The following is a 17,388-nucleotide window of genomic DNA, read 5'->3' as shown; positions in this document are numbered from 1 at the left end:
CAAACAAACACAGCCGAACCTGTTCGCTCATGCGACCGACGAAGGAGGGCGCATGAGCGAACACAGTGGTCACCGCATGCCGCTCGGCGCCACCGACTGGTCGGTGTGGCGCGAGGCGGTGTTACGCAGTACCGGCTTCCCCGCCGACGGCCTCGACAGACTCTCCGCCCCCGCGTGCGCGGCGGCCGCCGACGCGTTGCTGGCGGGCGAGATCGGTGCGGAGGTTTTCGACAAGGCGCTGGAGCAGGCCGTGCACGAGAGCGCCAGGGAACTGGGCGGCATCGCCGCCGACCCGCTGTTCCGCGAAGCGATCACCTGGCAGAACCGGGGTGTCCTCGTCTCGCTCGACGCCCTGGTGCGCGGCGGCCCGACGCAGAAGCGCGACTCCCGCAGGCGCAAGCGCGAGCGGATCGTGGCCAAGTACTGGCAGCGGTACTGCGCCAAGAACGAGACCGTTGGCTTCTTCGGCCCGGTGACCTGGGTGACGTGCACGCAGGACGGGCCGACGGTGACCGCCGCACCCGGCCGGGGACTGTTGAGCGACCGTCGGGTGCGCTTCGAGGACTGGGCGCTGCGCTCCTACATGGAGGTGCTGGCGGACGATCCCCTGATCCGCCGCTCGCTGCCTCCCGCCCTCCAGCCACATCTCACGCTGGAGGGCCGGCTGATACGGCGCCCCGCCCAGCCGCCGTTGCCCGTGTCGGCGGCCGAGGCGGCGTTGCTGTCCGGGTGCGACGGAAAACGCAGGGCGTCAGACGTGGTCGCCGACGTGCTCGGCCAGGCGGGCATCCGCACCGAGGAGGATGCCTATCTGCTGCTGGAACGGCTGGCCGAGCGCGGCGTGCTGTCCTGGCGAGGCGACGTGCCGCAGTCAGAGCACGCCGAGGAGCGGCTGGGCGAGCTGCTGGCGGGGATCAAGGATCCCGGCGCGCGCGAGCGGGCGATGGCGGGTTTCGGCAGGCTCGGCGCCGCCAGGGACCGGGTGGCGCGCTCGGCGGGCGACCCGGAGGCGCTCGACGCCGCGATGGACGCGCTGAGCGCCGAGTTCACCGAGATCACGGGTACCGCCGGCGAGCGCAGGGCGGGCCAGACCTACGCCGCACGCGGCCTGGTCTACGAGGACACCACCAGGGACGTCCGGGTGACCTTCGGCGAGTCGCTGCTCGAGGGCATCGCCGGTCCGCTGGAGCTGATGCTCGGCGCCGCCCGCTGGCTGACCGCCGAGCTGGCTCACGCATACGGTCAGGCGCTGCGCGAGCTGTTCGAGGAGTTGCGCGCCGACGGGCCGGTGCGCCTGTCGGACCTGTGGTTCCTGGCGCAGGGCATGATGTTCGGCGCGGGCCCCAGGCCCGTCGACGCTATCGCCGAGGAGTTCGCGCGCCGCTGGTCGGAGCTCTTCGGCCTGGCCGACGTGGCACCGGGCACGGCGGAGCTGACCTTCACCGCGCGGGAGCTGTCCGCCTCGAAGACCTTCGCCGCTGCCCGCCCCGGCTGGTCCGCCGGCCGGCTGCACAGCCCTGATCTGCAGATCTGCGCCGAGAGTGTCGAAGCGGTGAACCGCGGCGACTACCTGGTCGTCATGGGCGAGATGCACGCGGCCTGGGCGACGTTCGACTGTTCGGTCCTCACCCTCGCCCATCCCGACCCGGGCGCGCTGCGCGACGCGCTGACCGCCGATATCGGCCCGCGGCGGATCAGGCCCCTGTACCCCGTCGACTGGCCGCGCTACACGGGCCGGATGTCTCACTCGCTCATCCACCCCACGGACTGGGATCTCGGCTGGACCGCCGCGCCGGGCACCGATCCGGATCGGCTGCTGCCGGCGGCGGGGATGCTGGTGACCGAGGAGGGCGCGGGCCTGGTCGCCACCGCCTCCGACGGGCGGTCCTGGCCGCTGATCGAGGTCTTCTCCCAGCTGGTGTCGATGCACGCCGTCGACGGCTTCAAGCTGGGCGGCGCGGACCGGCACGGGCACAGCCCGAGGATCACCATCGATCGGCTGGTCGTGGCCCGCAGGACGTGGCGGACCACGGTCGACGCCACGGGCTTGGCCGACGTCGAGGGAGAGCGGGCCAGGTATCTGGCGGTGCGCGGGTGGCGGCAGCGGCTCGAACTACCCGATCGGGTCTTCGTCAAGCTGAGCACCGAGATCAAGCCGACGTACGTCGATCTCACCAGCCCGGTCTACTGCGACCTGCTGTGCTCCATGGTCCATGCCGCCCGCCTGGCCGCCGGGCAGGACGTGCAGCTGGTGGTTTCGGAGATGCTGCCCACCCCCGACCAGGCCTGGCTGCCCGACGCGGCGGGTCGCCGTTACTTCACGGAGTTGCGGATGCAGATGGTCGACCCCCTTCACGGAGGCACGGGATGACTCTGGCGGACTTGGTGCTCGCTCAGGCCGCGCGGCGCCCGCAGGCGCCCGCCGTACGGCAGCGGCAGGACGTGCTCACCTACGGCGAGCTCGCCACCATGGCGGGCGGGCTGGCAGCGCGGTTGCCGGAGGTAGGCCCTGAGCGGCTGGTAGGGGTATGCCTACGGCGGAAGCCGACCATGGTGGCCGGGATCGTCGGTGTCATGGTGGCAGGCGGCGCGTACGTACCGCTCGACCCCGATGCCCCCGCCGCACGCAGGGAGCAGATCGTCGAGGGGTCAGGCCTCGGCATCGTGGTGGTCGACGAGTACACGGCGGACCTGTTCGAGGGAATGGACGTGCGACTCGTCCTGGTCGACGGCCCGGCGGCCGCACCGGAAGGCCCCGGACCCGCGCTCGCCGGAAACCCCGCCTACGTGCTGCACACCTCGGGCTCCACGGGGGTGCCGAAGGGCGTCGTGGTCAGCCATCTCAGCGCGTGCGAGTACGTGCGCTACGTCATCGAGTCCACCGGCGTGGACGAGCACACCCGCGCCTTGGCCTTCGCCTCGCTCGTCTTCGACGTGTCGGTGCAGGACATCTTCGTCCCGCTGGCCGCGGGCGGCGTTGTCATGCTCGCCGATGAGTCCGACAGGCACGACCCGGTGCGGCTGCAGCGGTTCTGCGCCGAGCACGAGATCTCGTGGGGTTGCCTTCCCGTCTCGCTGCTGCCTTTGCTGGACCCCGAAGGCCTGCCCGCGTGGCGGACCCTCATCACCGGAGCCGAGGCGCCCGGGCCCGAGCAGGTGGAGCGGTGGACCGCCGGCGGACGCAGGTTCCTCCACTACTACGGTCCCACCGAGACCACGGTGGCGGTGACGGCGTTCGAGGCAACGGGGCGCTGGGACCGTCCCCTGCCGATCGGCAGGGCAATGCCCGCCCATCGCGTCCATCTCGTGGACGAGGAGCTGCGGGAGGTGCCGGCCGGCGTGCCGGGCGAGCTGCTGATCGGCGGCCCCGGCCTGGCCCGCGGCTACCTCCGGCAGCCTGGGATGACCGCCGAACGATTCGTCCCCGACCCGTTCGGCGGCGAGCCGGGTGCCAGGCTCTACCGGACCGGCGACCTTGCCGTCCTGCAGCCCGACGGCGAGCTGCTCTTCCTGGGCAGGAGCGACGGGCAGCTCAAGATCCGCGGGCAGCGGGTGGAGATCGGCGAGGTGGAGACCGTCCTGCGCGGACATCCGCGGATCGGGCACGCTGTGGTCGAGGCGGTCCAAGCCCCGGCGGGGACCAGCCTCGTGGCCTTCTGCACCCCGCTCGGCGAGGAGCCTCGACCGGAGCAGGTACGGGAGTACTGCGCCGAGCGGCTGCCCGACGTGATGGTACCGGCCCAGGTGCTGTTCCTCCCGAGCCTGCCCACATCGGCGTCGGGGAAGGTGGACGGCGCCGCGCTGCGTACGCTGCTCACCAGCCCCGCCACCGGCCGCGGCGCGCGTCCGGGCACGCCGCTGGAGCGCGACGTGGCCGAGGTCTGGTCGCGGGTGCTGGGCCTGGAACCCGGTCTCGAGGACGACTTCTTCGCCTGCGGCGGCCACTCCATCAGCGCCATGCGCCTGGTCAGCGGCCTGCGGTCGGCGATCGGCCGAGAAGTCACGGTGGAGGACGTCTACGCCGCCCGCACGCTGGGGGCTCTCGCCGGCCTGCTCGCCGAGGCCCCGCCGGTGACCGATGACCTGCCTGCGGGCAGCCCGCCCGCCCTGACGGCCGCGCAGCGACGGCTGTGGTTCCTGGACCGGCTCGCGCCCGACAGCGTCGCCTACAACATCGGGATCGCCGAGCGGCTGCTAGGGCCCCTGGACGTGGCCGCGCTCGAGCGCGCGCTGACGGCCGTGGTCGAACACCACGACGTGCTGCGCTGGCGAGTGCCGGACGCCGGCGGTGTCCCTCGCGTGGAGGTCGACCCGATCGGACCGGTGTCGCTGGACGTCGAGGACGTCGCGAGCGAGAGCGAGCTCCACGAGCGGCTCGCCGCGGCGGCGGCTCATCGGTTCCAGCTGGCCAGTGGCCCGCTCTGGCGGCCTCAGCTGTTCCGGCTCGGGCCACGGGACCACGTGCTGTCGGTGACCTTTCACCATGCGGTGTTCGACGGCTGGTCGCAGCGGCCCTTCCTGGAGGACCTCGCCCGCGCCTATGCGAGCGAGCCCCTGCCTGAACGGCCCGCCCGGTTCGCGGACTACGCGGCGTGGCGAGCCAGGCGTGACGGGAGGCGCGGCAAGGCCGACCTGGCCTGGTGGGCCGACCACCTGAAGGATGCGCCGGCCGTTCTGGACCTGCCGCGGGACCGTCCGAGGCCGGCCGTACAGACCTATGCGGGCGCGCTGGCCACCGCCGCGCTCTCGCAGGCGACCACTGCCGCGATCCGCGACCTCGCGACCCGGCTGGGCACCACTTCCCCGAGCGTGCTGCTCGCCGCCTTCGCCGAGCTCGTGCGCCGCATCACCGGGCGCGCCGACATCGTCGTCGGCACCCCGGCAGCGGACCGCAGGCACGAGGCATTCCACGACCTCGTCGGCTTCTTCGTCGACATCGTGCCGATCAGGCTGCGGGCGGCGGAGGGGGCCGGCTTGGCCGAGCGCGTTCGCGATTGCGCCGACGCGGTCATCAACGCCCTGGCCCGGCCCTCCGCCATGATTGAGGACATCGTCGACACCCTTGCGCTGCCGCGGGACCCCGGCCGGGCCCCGCTGGTGCAGGTGCTGTTCAACGTCTACAACTTCCCCGAGTCGCGGCTCCGCCTGCCCGGGCTGAGCTCGACGGGCATCGGCGCGGCGCCTGCGGGTTCCCCCTTCGACCTGACCGTCTACGTGGTGGAGCGCGAGGGCCGCTACGCGGTGGACATCGTCTACAACACCGACCTGTACACGGCGGAGCGGATCGACGCGCTGCTCGCCGCGTACACGACCCTGCTCGGCGCGGCCGTCGCCGATCCCGGCAGTCCGGTGGAGTCCTTCGCGCTCCCCGGCGTGGAGGCGCTGGCGGAAGGCATTGCCGACGAGCCGGTCGAGAGCGCGCCGGCGACGGAGAGCGGGCACAGCGAGCCGGCGACCGACACCGAGCGGCTGCTCGCCGGGATCTGGTGCGACGTGCTCGGCCGTAGCGAGGTGAGCGCGACCGACAACTTCTTCGACGTGGGCGGCACATCAATGGCCGTCGTCGTGATCCGAGACCGGCTGGCCGCGCTGACCGGGCGCCAGACCACGGTCGTCGAGCTGTTCCGCTACCCGACCGTGCGTGCCCTGGCCGCTCACCTCGACGGCGCGTCCGGGCACCCAGAACTGAGCCGAGCCGATCGGCGTGCGGGTGCACGCCGCCAGCTGCGGGACAAGCGCAGGAGGAGACAGTGACAGAGTTGTCGCAGGACGCCATGTACGAAGACGCGGGCGCGGCTCCTATTACCTCGGGAGCTCCGCTCCCTTCGCCTCTTATTACCTCGGGAGCTCCGCTCCCTTCGGAACCCATCGCCATCATCGGCATGAGCGCCCGCGTGCCCGGCGCCAACGATCTCGACCAGTTCTGGCACAACCTGATCGACGGCGTGGAGTCGGTGACGTTCTTCACCGACGACGAGCAGCGCGCTCGGGGGGCCACGCAGGCTCAGCTCGACAACCCGATGTTCGTGAGGGCCGCGCCCGTCATGATCGACATGGAGCATGTCGACAACGAGTTCTTCGGCATGAGCGCGCGCGAGGCGGAACTGGCCGATCCGCAGCAACGGGTCTTCCTCGAGCAGTCGCATGCGGCGCTCCAGGACGCCGGTTACGATCCCGGCCGCTACGACGGCGCCATCGGGGTCTACGCCGGCTCCGGCCCCAGCCAGTACCAATGGCTGAACCTGCAGACCAACCCCGACCTGGACAGCGAGGCGCTCAAGCTCGGCATGTCCATCGGCAACAACATCGACTACGTCGCCACCACTGTCTCCTACCGGCTGAACCTGCGCGGCCCCGCGATGACCGTCACCACCGCCTGCTCCTCCTCGCTGGTGGCGCTTCACCTCGCCTGCGAGGCGCTGCGCGGCGGCGAATGTGATATGGCGTTGGCCGGTGGCGTGTGCGTCGAGCTGCCGCACGGGATCGGGTACCCGGCCATGGACGGCTTCACCTCGTCCGACGGGCACGTCAGACCGTTCGACGCCCGCGCCGACGGCACGATCTGGGGCAGCGGTGTCGGTGTGCTCGTGGTCAAGCGGCTGGAGGACGCGCTGGCCGACGGTGACCACATCCGCGCGGTCGTGCTCGGCAACGCGATCAACAATGACGGCAGTAACAAGATCGGCTTCTCCGCGCCGAGCCACGCGGGGCAAACCGAGGTGGTGGCCGAGGCGCTCGGTGTGGCGGGAGTGGACCCGCGCACGATCGGGTACGTGGAGGCGCACGGCACCGGCACCGCCCTCGGCGACCCGATCGAGGTGGCCGCGCTCAGCGAGGTCTACCAACGCGACACGCACGACAGGGGCTGGTGCGGCATCGGCTCGGTGAAGTCCAACCTCGGTCACCTCAGCCAGGCCTCCGGCGTGGTCGGCGTGATCAAGACCGTGCTGGCGATGGAGCGCGGCGTGATCCCGCCGACCATCAACTTCGAACGGCCCAACCCGGAGATCGACTTCGACACCAGCCCTTTCTATGTCGTGTCCACCCCGTCGAAATGGGACGCGGGAGCGCATCCCAAGCGGGCTGCGGTGAGCTCGTTCGGCATCGGCGGCACCAACGCCCACGTGATCCTCCAGGAAGCGCCGCCGCCGGAGGCCGTGCCCGCCGGCCTGCCCGCCACCGGCGGGCCGCGGCCGCTCTGGCTGTCCGCCCGCACCGAGAGCGCGCTGCAGACCATGCGTGCCCAGCTCGCCGAGTTCCTCGCCGGGCAGCCCGACCTCAGCCTCTCCGACGTGGCGTATACGCTGCGGGCGGGCCGGGCCGACCACACCCACCGTGCGGCGGTGGTCACCGGCGACCTTGCGGATGCCGTGGCCGCGCTGGGCGACCGCAAGCGCTGCCACACCGGTACGGCGAGCGGCACCGCGCCCAAGGTGGCGTTCCTGTTCTCCGGCCAGGGCGCGCAGTACGCCGGCATGGGCGCCGAGCTCTATGCCGCCGAGCCGGCGTTCGCCGCCGCCGTCGACGAGTGCGCCGAGATCCTCCAGGCCGAGCTGGGCGAGGACATCAGGCCCCTGCTGTTCACCGAGGGCGGCGACGACAGGCTGCGCGAGACCCGCCTCACCCAGCCCGCGCTGTTCACCGTCGAATACGCGCTGGCCAGGCTCTGGCAGGAGTGGGGCACCAGGCCGGCCGCGATGATCGGCCACTCCGTCGGCGAGTACGTCGCCGCCACGCTCGCCGGAGTCTTCGCGCTGCCCGACGCGCTGCGCCTGGTGGCCGCCCGCGGACGCCTGATGCAGTCGCTCCCCACCGGCTCGATGCTGGCCGTGACCAAGGACGAGAAGGACATCGCCGCGATGCTCACCGACGGGGTGAGCATCGCCACGGTGAACGGACCGGGGACGTGCGTGGTGGCGGGGACGTCCGAGGCGATCTCGGCGTTCGCTGAACACCTCGCGGGTCAGGGCGTCAAGTCCACCCTGCTGCGCACCTCGCACGCCTTCCACTCGCCGATGATGGACCCGATCCTGGCCGAGTTCGAAAGCCTCGTGGCGGGCGTGCCGCGCCGGGCGCCGAGCCTGCCGTTCCTGTCGAACGTGACCGGTGACTGGATCACCGCGGAGCAGGCGACCGATCCCGGCTACTGGGCCGCGCACATACGCCGGCCGGTGCGCTTCGCCGACTGCGTGGCCCGGCTGCTGGCCGACGGCGTGTGGGCGCTAGTGGAATGCGGCCCGGGCAAGCAGCTGGCCGGGCTGGCGCGCATGCAGATGCGTGAGGCGGTCTCCAAGGGGGCGATGCCGCCGCTCCCCAGCCTGCCCGGCCCCGGTGAGAGCACCGGCGACCTCTCTCTCCTGTACGGCACGGCCGGCCGGCTGTGGACTGCGGGCGTGCCGGTCGAACCGCCGATGATCGGTCGGAGGGTGCCGCTGCCCGGCTATCCGTACGAGCGCAAGTACCGGTTCATCCCGCCAGGTGAGGGCAGGGCGCCCGAACCGAAGCGGGCCGCCGGGCCACGGGCCCTCGAGGACTGGTTCGAGATCCCCACCTGGCGGCAGGTGGCACCGCCGGACCCCAGCGAGCCGATCACCAGGTGCCTGGCCTTCGTGGCCGGTGAGCGGGGCACGGAGCTGGTGTCCGCCATCAGGGCGGCCGGCGGCGAGGTGATCGAGGTCCGCCCGGGCGGGGAGTTCTCTGCCGGCCACGACGAAGGGGGCGGAGTTCCCGAGCCGATAACCGTGCGGCCGGGCGAGCGTTCCGACTACGACGCCCTCGCGACCGCGCTGGCCGAGAACGGCGGGATGCCGGGTCGTGTGCTGCACGCGTGGGCGCTGGACGGCGAGCCTGCGGGCACGGACCTCGGCTCCCTGGCACATGCGCAGGAGCACGGCCTGTTCAGCCTGCTCTGCCTCGTCCAGGCACTGACCGCCGCGCAGATCGTCGACGGCGTCGAGCTCGACATCATCACCGCCGGCACCGAGGACGTCCTTGGGGGCGACCTGACCAGACCAGAGCACGCCACGGTCACCGGAATCGCCCGGGTGGTGCCGCTGGAGGTCCAGGGCCTGCGCGTGCGCCACCTCGACCTCGATCCCACCGGCACCCCGGCGAGGACCGTCCTGGCCGAGCTGCGCAGGGACGCCCCAGGCGACGTGCTCGCCCTGCGCGGCGGGCGGCGCTGGGTCAAGGAGTTCCAGCAGGTCCGCCTGCCGGACGGCGGCGGAGATTCCGGGCTCAGGCAGGAGGGCATCTACCTGATCACCGGCGGTCTGGGCGGCATCGGTCTCACCCTCGCCGAGCACCTCGGCACCCGGCTCAGGGCCCGGCTGGTGCTGCTCGGCAGGAGCGGCAACGTCACGCCCAGGGCGGCGGCCACCATCGCACGGATCGAGCAGGCAGGTGGCCAGGTGACCGTGGTGGCGGCCGACGTCACCGACCCGGTACGGCTGCGCCAGATCAGGGACGAGACGCTCACGGCGCACGGCGCGCTCCACGGCATCGTCCACGCGGCAGGCCTGCCGGGTGGTGGCATGGCCGAGATCAAGGACCGCGCCACGGCGCAAGCCGTACTCGACCCCAAGCTCGCCGGAACGGTCGCGTTGTGGCAGGCCTTCGGCGACCTCGACCTGGACTTCGTCGCCCTGTGCTCGTCGGTGACCGCGATCAGCGGCGGTTTCGGCCAGGTCGACTACTGCGCGGCCAACGCGTTCCTGGACGCCTACGCCAGGGCCGCGCACCGGACCCGCGTGATCAGCATCAACTGGGGCGCCTGGCTCGAGGTCGGCATGGCCGCGGCCGCCGTACCCGCTGCCGGCCTGTCCGCGAGCGCGGCGACCATCGCCGTCGACCATCCCGTCGTGCGCGGCCGTACCGGAGCCGAGTGCTCGGGACCGCTCGCCGCGGCCACGCACTGGGTGCTGGACGAGCACCGCATCGGCGACGTGCCCGTGCTGCCGGCCACCGGGCAGCTGGAGTGCGCGCGGGCCGCGTTCGCGGCGGCCGTACCCTCCCCCGGCGACGGACACGCGGTCGAGCTTCGCGACGTGGTCTTCCTCGAGCCTCTCGCGGTGCCCGACGGGACGACCGCCCAGCTCACCGTGGCGTTCTCCGACGGCTCCTCCTTCGAGGTGCGGGCAGGCGGTCGCAGGCACACCCAGGGCGCGGCAGCCTGGATCCGGCCCGAGCCTGCCGCGTCCACGGACCTCGCCGCGGTGAAGAGCAGGCTGCGCGCGATCACCGCCGCCCAGGGCGAGGAACACGGCAGCGTGCTGACCTTCGGCCCGCGCTGGCGATCACCAGAGCTGATCTGGCTCGGCGATGACGAGGAGCTCGCGCTCATCGAGGGGACCGAGCAGGTCGCGGCGGAGGTGCACCGCTGGGGGCTGCACCCGGCACTGCTCGACATCGCCACCTCCTTCGGCAGCGGCAGAGGGACCGGCGCCTACCTCCCGCTGAGCTACGGGCGCCTGCTCGTCAGGTCGGCCCTGCCCGCCCGCTTCTACAGCCATCTCCGCCGGAGGGGCGACGGCGGCGGCGGTGAAGTCGTCACGGCGGATCTCACCCTGCTCGACGAGTCGGGGGCCGTGCTCGTCGAGATCGAGGAGTTCGTCCTGCGCCGCATCGACACCGAGGCGGTCACCGGTTCGCTGGCGGTGGGCGGCCCCGGCTCCACCGCGACCGGAATCGCGCCTGCCCAGGGCGCCGAGGCGTTCGTCCGCGTCCTGGCCGCGGACCTGGGCCCGCAGATCGCCGTCAGCGCGACCTCGCTCGACGAGATCATCACGCGGGAGCGCCTGACCAGGGAGAGCCTGGAGTCGCACGTCCCGGAACGCCAGGAGGACTTCGTGGCGCCCGAAGGGGAGCTCGAGGCCGCGCTGGCGAAGGTGTGGGGCGAGATCCTCGGCGTGCCCGAGGTCGGTGCCGACGACGACTTCTTCGACCTCGGCGGCAACTCCCTGGTCGCCGTCCAGCTCATCGCGCAGGCGCGGTCGGTGGCCGGGGTGCGGCTCCCGATGCGCACCCTGTTCGAGGCGCCCACGGTGCGGCAGATGGCGGCCAGGGTCGAGCAGCTCAGGGCGGAGCGGCAGGCGGAGGCCCCGGCGTCGACGTCGGCGCTGACCATTCCGCGCCTGTCGAGGGGGAGGTAGCAGGTGCTCGGCGAGTCGATCGCAGCCCGCTTCTGGGCCGTGGTGGCGGAGCATCCAGGGCACACGGCTGTGCTCGGCGACGACGGCGCGCTCACCTACGCCGAACTGGCAGAGGAAGTGCGCGCCGTCGCGGCGGCCGTGCACGGGGCCACGCGCGTCGGGCTGCTGCTCGGCCACGGTCCCCGCATGCTGGCCGGCATCCTCGGCACGCTCACCGCCGGCGCGACCTACGTCCCGCTCGACCCCGGCTACCCGCATGTACGGCTGGCACGCATGGCCGAGCTGGCCGAACCCGACCTGCTGCTCGCCCTGCCCGAGCACAAGGATCTGCTCCCAGGAGCCGGCGACATCGTGGACGTCACGTCCCTGCCTCCGGCCCTCGAATTCCAGCCGGTCGCCGTGGACCCGGATTCGCCGGCGTACATCCTGTTCACCTCGGGGTCGACCGGCCGGCCGAAGGGCGTGGTGCAGACGCACCGGGGGGTGATGTTCCAGGTCAGGACGCACACCGCCAACCTGCGCATCCAGCCGTCCGACCGGCTCAGCGTGGTCTCCTCCTTCAGCTACGACATGGCGGTGACCGACAGCTTCTCCGCCCTGCTCAACGGAGCCGCGGTCGTGCCTGTCGACCTCCGCGAGCGCGGGCTGGCCCACCTGGCGGAGGTATTGTCGGAGCGGGGTGTCACCATCTACCACTCCACCCCGACCGTCTACCGATACCTGCTCGACTCGCTGTCGCCGCGAGACGTCCTGGTCGGTGTGCGCGTTGTCCTGCTCGGCGGTGAGGAGGTCGTCCATGACGACCTCGACCGCTTCCGCAGGCACTTCACCGAGGACTGCGTGTTCGTCAACGGTTATGGCGCCACCGAAATCTCCTTTGCGGTCCAGAACCACCTGACATCGGCGGACCTGGCGGCAGGCAGGGGCATCGGGACCGCGGTGGTGCCCATCGGCTTCTCCCTCGACGGGGCGGAGATCGTCCTGGACGGGACTTACGCGGAACGTTCACGGGGCTCGGATGACTCGCGGGTCTCGGGAAACTCGAGGGGTTCAAGAGGTCTGGAGGCCCCGGAGGGTGAGATCGTCATCCGGAGCGCCTTCCTGGCGAGCTACCTGGGCGCCTCGGAACGGGACCAGGCCAGGTTCGGCCGCGACCTGGACGGCACCCGCTACTACCGCACGGGCGACCTGGGCCGCAGGCTCCCCGATGGCCGCATCGCCTATCTCGGCCGTCTCGACAGGCAGCTGAAGATCCGTGGCCACCGCATCGAGCTGGGCGAGGTGGAGGCGGCGCTCGCCGAACTGCCCGGGGTCTCCAGGTCCGCCGTGACGACCCGCGAGATCCACGGTGAGCGGCGGATCGTCGCCTATGTTCTCGGCGACGCGATCGACACGACCGCGCTGCGCCGCGGCCTCGAGCTGGTGCTTCCTGATTTCATGCTGCCGTCGGCCTTCGTGGAGGTGGACTCGCTCCCCCTGACACCCACCGGCAAGGTGGACACCGACGCGCTCCCCGCCCCGCCCAGCCACCAGACCCCGGCCGAGGGCCCGCGGCTCGCGGGCCCGATCGTCCCGCTGGCCGAGCACGTCACCGCAGCCTGGCAAGCCGCCCTCGGAGTGTCGGCGCTCGACTGGGACCAGAGCTTCTTCGACGCCGGCGGCCACTCACTCCTCATGGCCAAGATCCAGCACCACCTCGAACAGTCCCTGGGCAGGCGTATCCCGCTGACCACGCTCTACGCCCACCCCACGATCCGTACCCTGGCCCAATGGCTCGCCGACGAAGCAGCAGAGGGGGTGGAGGGCGTAGAGCGGGCAGACACGGCCACGCGCCGGCCACACACTCCCGCCGACCGAGCGGCACTCCGCCGCAAGCGCCGTGGCACTCGCGACTCCTGAGAACGCGGACATGGTCCGACCTGGCGGCCCGCAAGCCCGCAAGCCCGCAACGAGAGTCGGTGCACCGCCTGAATGCGGTGGGGGCGGATCAGCGTGCCGTATGCCTGAGGTGTACGGGCACACGACGTAACGCGATGCCGCCCCTGCCTTCCGGCGTTGGCGGTCTTCCTGTGGGGTGTTCAACTCCAGGACTTCTGACCTCGTCCATGCACGGGTGAGGCCTTGATCCACTGGTGACACGGCGGGTGCCGGAAGGGACAATACAACGATGCGGACCCCTACCATGGCGATTTTGTCGGCCCTGCTCCTGGCGGCGACGGTGGCGTGCGCGCCCGCAGTAGCGCCGCCAACGCCCTCCTCCGCGGCTCCCCGGGGGGTACTCAGGCAGACGGAGGACCAGATCGCCCGTACGGCGGCCAGCCTGCGCCGGCTGGACGATCTGCCGCTGTACGAAATGACCTACCACGGCGGCTATGACGCCGAGGCACCGCTCACCGAGGAGGAGCTGGCCAGGAAAGGGGACGGCTGGGCATGCTCGCTGTTCCACCGCCCCGGCGAATTCGGCAGGAACTTCGACTGGGAGCCCAACCCGGCCATGGTCGTCCACGCCCGCCCGCCGGACGGCTACGCCTCGCTCTCCCTGGCCGACGTCTCCTACCTGTTCCCGCCGGGGGCCCGGCCGGACCTGAACGCCGCCCAGGACCGGCGGCGGCTGGCGCACGCGGTGCTGGCCCCGTTCGACGGTATGAACGAGAAGGGGCTCGTCGTCGGCCTGGCCCAGGCGCCCGACGCGCAGCTGCCCGCGCCCACCCCGGGACGCGCCACCGTGAGCGGGGTGCGGATCATCCGGCTCATGCTCGACCGGGCCGCGACCGTGCCCGAGGCGATCGACCTGATGGGTCGCTACAATCTGGACTTCACCGGCGGCCCGCAACTCCACTACCTGATCGCGGACCGGGCGGGCAGGTCCGCCGTCGTCGAGTACGGCGACGGGCGCATGAACGTCATCGACGACCGCTACCTCACCAACATCACGATGAGCGGCGCCGACCGGGCCGCCAAGCTGGCCGACCGCCGCTACCGGCTCCTCGCCGAAGGCGGCGACACGGACGCGATGGAGCTGCTCAGGAAGGTGGCTCAGCACCACACCCGGTGGTCGATCGTCTACGACCTGGATGACGTGACCGCCAAGATCGTCACAGCGCAACGGTGGGAACGCGTGCACGACTTACGCCTCTCCGCGGGAGGTTAGGTCGGCTCAGGACATTGCGACTGCCGATAATTACATCCGCCCAGGTCATGACTCTGCGAGGGCTTCGCGTGGCGGCGCGAGCTTCGGCCACTCAGGAGACGGAACCAAGTGCGGCAGGATGATCGGCCGTGCTCCTTCGCCTGGCCTATCTCACCGTCACGAACACCTTCGCCGCGCTGCGGTTGCTGCCCATGAGTGATCGGGACAAGGACGTGGAGATTCTCGTCTTGCGTCACCAGATCACCGTCCTTGAACGCCAACTCGGCGCCGACACCAGAGTGAGATTCGCTCCCGAGGACCGGGCCTTTCTCGCCGCTCTCCTGACCTCGCTGCCCCACGAGGTTCTGCGTCGGCTGCGGCTTCTCGTCCGGCCGGACACCATCCTGCGCTGGAACCGCGATCTGATGAGACATCGTCATGCCCGTACCTGCCGGCCGAAGCGACGTGGGCGCCCACCCACGGTCCGCTCCATCCGTGCCCTCATTCTGCGCCTGGTTCGGGAGAACCCGGGCTGGGGATATAGGCGGGTCCACGGAGAGCTCACCACGCTCTGCATCGAGATCGCACCGTCCACGGTATGGGAGATCCTCAAGCAGGCAGGTCTTGATCCGGCGTCCGAGCGGGCGTCCACCACGTGGGCCGACTTCCTGCGCTCGCAAGCCGACGCCCTACTGGCCTGCGATTTCATCGAGACCGTCACCCTTAACGGGCAACGCCAGTACATCCTGGCCGTCATCGAGCACGCCACCAGGCGCGTCCATGTGCTCGGCACCACCGCTCACCCGAGCGCGAACTGGGTCATCCAGGCGATAAAGAACCTGGTGATGGATCTGGACGATGCGGGCTGCCGGGCGCGCTTTCTGCTCCGAGATCGGGATGGGAAGTTCCCGGCGCTCATGGACGAGGTCCTCGCCGAGGCCGGCATCAAGACGGTGCTCACCGGTATTCGGATGCCGCGGATGAACTCGATCATGGAGAGGTGGGTGCAGTCGTGCCGTCACGAACTTCTCGACCGCTGCCTCGTATGGAACGAACGCCATCTGCGGCACGCCCTGCGCGAGTACGAACGGTTCTACAACCAGCACCGAGCCCACCAAGCCCTGAACCAAGCAGCCCCGCTGCGTCCCGCCCCGGACCCGATCACAGACCCCAGGCGAATCATCGACCTGAACATACGCCGACGAGACCGGCTCGGCGGCGTCCTCCACGAGTATTCACATGCCGCTTGACCTGCATGGATGGAATTGTCGGCAGGCGCAGTGTCCGACCGGCTTCTTGGCTTCCCGCGCTGGCGCAAGTCCTGAACGTCGACCTAGACGTGCTGGAGACGGCACCTGACAGGCCCGGAAAGAAGACGCGCACCAGGCAGGCACCGGTCGCTCCCTACACTGTCCCCAGCGACGATGTAGAGCAGGTGAGCGAGGTGCTACGCCGGACATTCCTCCAACGCGGAATAGCTGCCGCCGCAGTGCCCGCAATGCACCTGCACGAGGATCGGCGGGTCATCCAGGCGCTCAGCGTGATCGGTAACGATCATCTCAACGGGATGGTGGACAGCCTGGGCGAACTCATCGACCACTACGCGCAGACAATCTGCGCGCTTCCTCCCGCAGACGTGTATGACGAGCTTCTCACCGTCAGGTCGTACGCCAGCGGGATCCTCGATCACGTCGGCCACACCTCACCTCGGACGGACCTCGTCTTGGCAACTGGCCGGCTGTCCCACCTGCTCGCCGTGGCCGCATGTGACATGGGAGAGCACGCCGCCGCTCGCGTCTGGTGCTCCGACGCCGAACGCCGCAGCAGGGAAGCCAGACACCCGGAACTGGAGGCATGGGCAGCCCTGACCAAAGCAATGATCGCCTGGTATCAGGGGCAGCCTCGCCAGTCTGCGACGCTGTCAGCCCAGGGCCAACACGTCGCGCCGCGGGGGACAGTCGTCTACGCCAAGCTGGCCTCTCAGGAGATGCGCGCCGCGGCGATGGCGGGCGACGTCGATGGCATGACCCGCGCCCGCCGCCAGGCCAGCCAGGCAATCGCGGCCCTTCCCGCCGATGCTGCAACAACGGGCGCGCTCTCCATCGCTCTATCAGAAGATCCGCCCTACACCGCCACGTCGCTGCTGTTCGTCGGCCGATACCGAGAAGCCGTGAACGCCACCCATCGTGTCATCGAGACCGTCTACCAGCCAGAAGCCCGCCAACGCGGCGAGCACCCATCCGGCTACGCACGCTCACTGCTGATCCTGGGACTCGCCCAGGCCGCACTCGGCCGGCTGGACGAATCAGCGGCCGCCGGCCACGCCGCGCTATCCGGCAGCCGCCCCGCCTGGCCCACCATGGTCCTTGCCGACAAGCTCGACAAAGTCCTCGCCCAGCAATTCGCCGACGCTCAACAAACCGCCGAGTACCACGCCCGGTACCTGGACGCGATCAACACCGCCGCACACCACCTGCAACTCCCCCGCGCTGTTGAGGACCGTGGATGACCGACGACATCAGTCCCCACCAGATAGCTGAGATCACCGGGTTCGTGGACGTCCATGCACCTCCGCCTGACGACCAGCCGACCGCACTCCTGCTCTTTGGAACCAATCAGGCGCCACCGGCCGAGATCGCGGCCGAGCGATACCACGCGGGTCTCGCCCCACTCATCATCGCCACCGGCGGCGTGAACCGCCACAACGGGATCGTCGAGGCGCGCACCTTCCGCCGTCTCCTCATCGAACGTGGCGTCCCCGACAACGTGATCCGATGCGAAGACCAGTCCACCAACACCTGGCAGAACGTCGAATTCGCGCTGCCCTACCTACACGAAGCACTACGGTCAGGGCTGGTCATCACCGCCATGTCAAAGTGGTACCACCGCCGCACCGTGAACATGCTCAAGACCCTCCTCCCAAACATCGGCGCCTTTCACGCCATCGGATGGGAGCCCGTCTACGCGGGCAAGACAGTGACCCGGGACTGTACGGTTTTCGGTGTAACTCCTGATCAAGGAGAACGCACCTGATGAGTACTGTGATCCAGGCATCGACGGAGATCGACCTGGAGGACGCCGCAGTGGCACGCAAGGAGCCCAAGGACG

Annotated in this window: 8 protein-coding genes; all 8 read left to right on the top strand. The window is 70.6% G+C overall.

The features are described 5' to 3' along the window. The first annotated feature begins 52 nt into the window (after positions 1 to 52). The 8 genes from ACTWPT_RS49985 to ACTWPT_RS49950 all read left to right on the top strand — a co-directional run bounded on the left by ACTWPT_RS49985 (position 53) and on the right by ACTWPT_RS49950 (position 17,313). Positions 53 to 2,371, top strand: coding sequence for a lantibiotic dehydratase (locus ACTWPT_RS49985; RefSeq protein ID WP_443184615.1), 2,319 nt, complete (start codon positions 53 to 55; stop codon positions 2,369 to 2,371). Further along, positions 2,368 to 5,754 (top strand): amino acid adenylation domain-containing protein, encoded by a 3,387-nt coding sequence (locus ACTWPT_RS49980; protein WP_443184614.1) that lies wholly within the window; start codon positions 2,368 to 2,370, stop codon positions 5,752 to 5,754. Before ACTWPT_RS49985 ends, ACTWPT_RS49980 begins: the two co-directional genes overlap by 4 nt. Before the next feature lie 47 nt (positions 5,755 to 5,801). Then, entirely contained in the window at positions 5,802 to 11,150 is a 5,349-nt protein-coding gene (locus tag ACTWPT_RS49975) for an SDR family NAD(P)-dependent oxidoreductase (protein ID WP_443184656.1), read from the top strand. A 3-nt stretch (positions 11,151 to 11,153) separates the two neighbouring features. Then, positions 11,154 to 13,049, top strand: a complete 1,896-nt coding sequence (locus tag ACTWPT_RS49970; protein ID WP_443184613.1) for a non-ribosomal peptide synthetase — start codon at positions 11,154 to 11,156, stop codon at positions 13,047 to 13,049. 268 nt (positions 13,050 to 13,317) lie between these two features. After that, on the top strand, positions 13,318 to 14,301 hold the full coding sequence (locus tag ACTWPT_RS49965) for a linear amide C-N hydrolase (protein ID WP_443184612.1): 984 nt from the start codon (positions 13,318 to 13,320) through the stop codon (positions 14,299 to 14,301). A 128-nt stretch (positions 14,302 to 14,429) separates the two neighbouring features. After that, on the top strand, positions 14,430 to 15,530 hold the full coding sequence (locus ACTWPT_RS49960; protein ID WP_443184611.1) for an integrase core domain-containing protein: 1,101 nt from the start codon (positions 14,430 to 14,432) through the stop codon (positions 15,528 to 15,530). Beyond that, positions 15,527 to 16,789, top strand: a complete 1,263-nt coding sequence (locus ACTWPT_RS49955) for a hypothetical protein (RefSeq protein WP_443184610.1) — start codon at positions 15,527 to 15,529, stop codon at positions 16,787 to 16,789. The genes ACTWPT_RS49960 and ACTWPT_RS49955 overlap by 4 nt, the downstream gene beginning before the upstream one ends. Further along, the gene (locus ACTWPT_RS49950) at positions 16,786 to 17,313 is read left to right on the top strand and encodes a YdcF family protein (RefSeq protein WP_443184609.1); all 528 of its coding nucleotides are present in this window, start codon (positions 16,786 to 16,788) and stop codon (positions 17,311 to 17,313) included. Before ACTWPT_RS49955 ends, ACTWPT_RS49950 begins: the two co-directional genes overlap by 4 nt. Positions 17,314 to 17,388 lie beyond the last annotated feature (75 nt).

This window comes from Nonomuraea sp. 3N208 (genome assembly GCF_052245935.1).
Lineage (GTDB): Bacteria > Actinomycetota > Actinomycetes > Streptosporangiales > Streptosporangiaceae > Nonomuraea.
The sequence above is the reverse complement of the archived record's forward strand: the minus strand, read 5'-3'. Positions and strand labels throughout refer to the sequence as shown.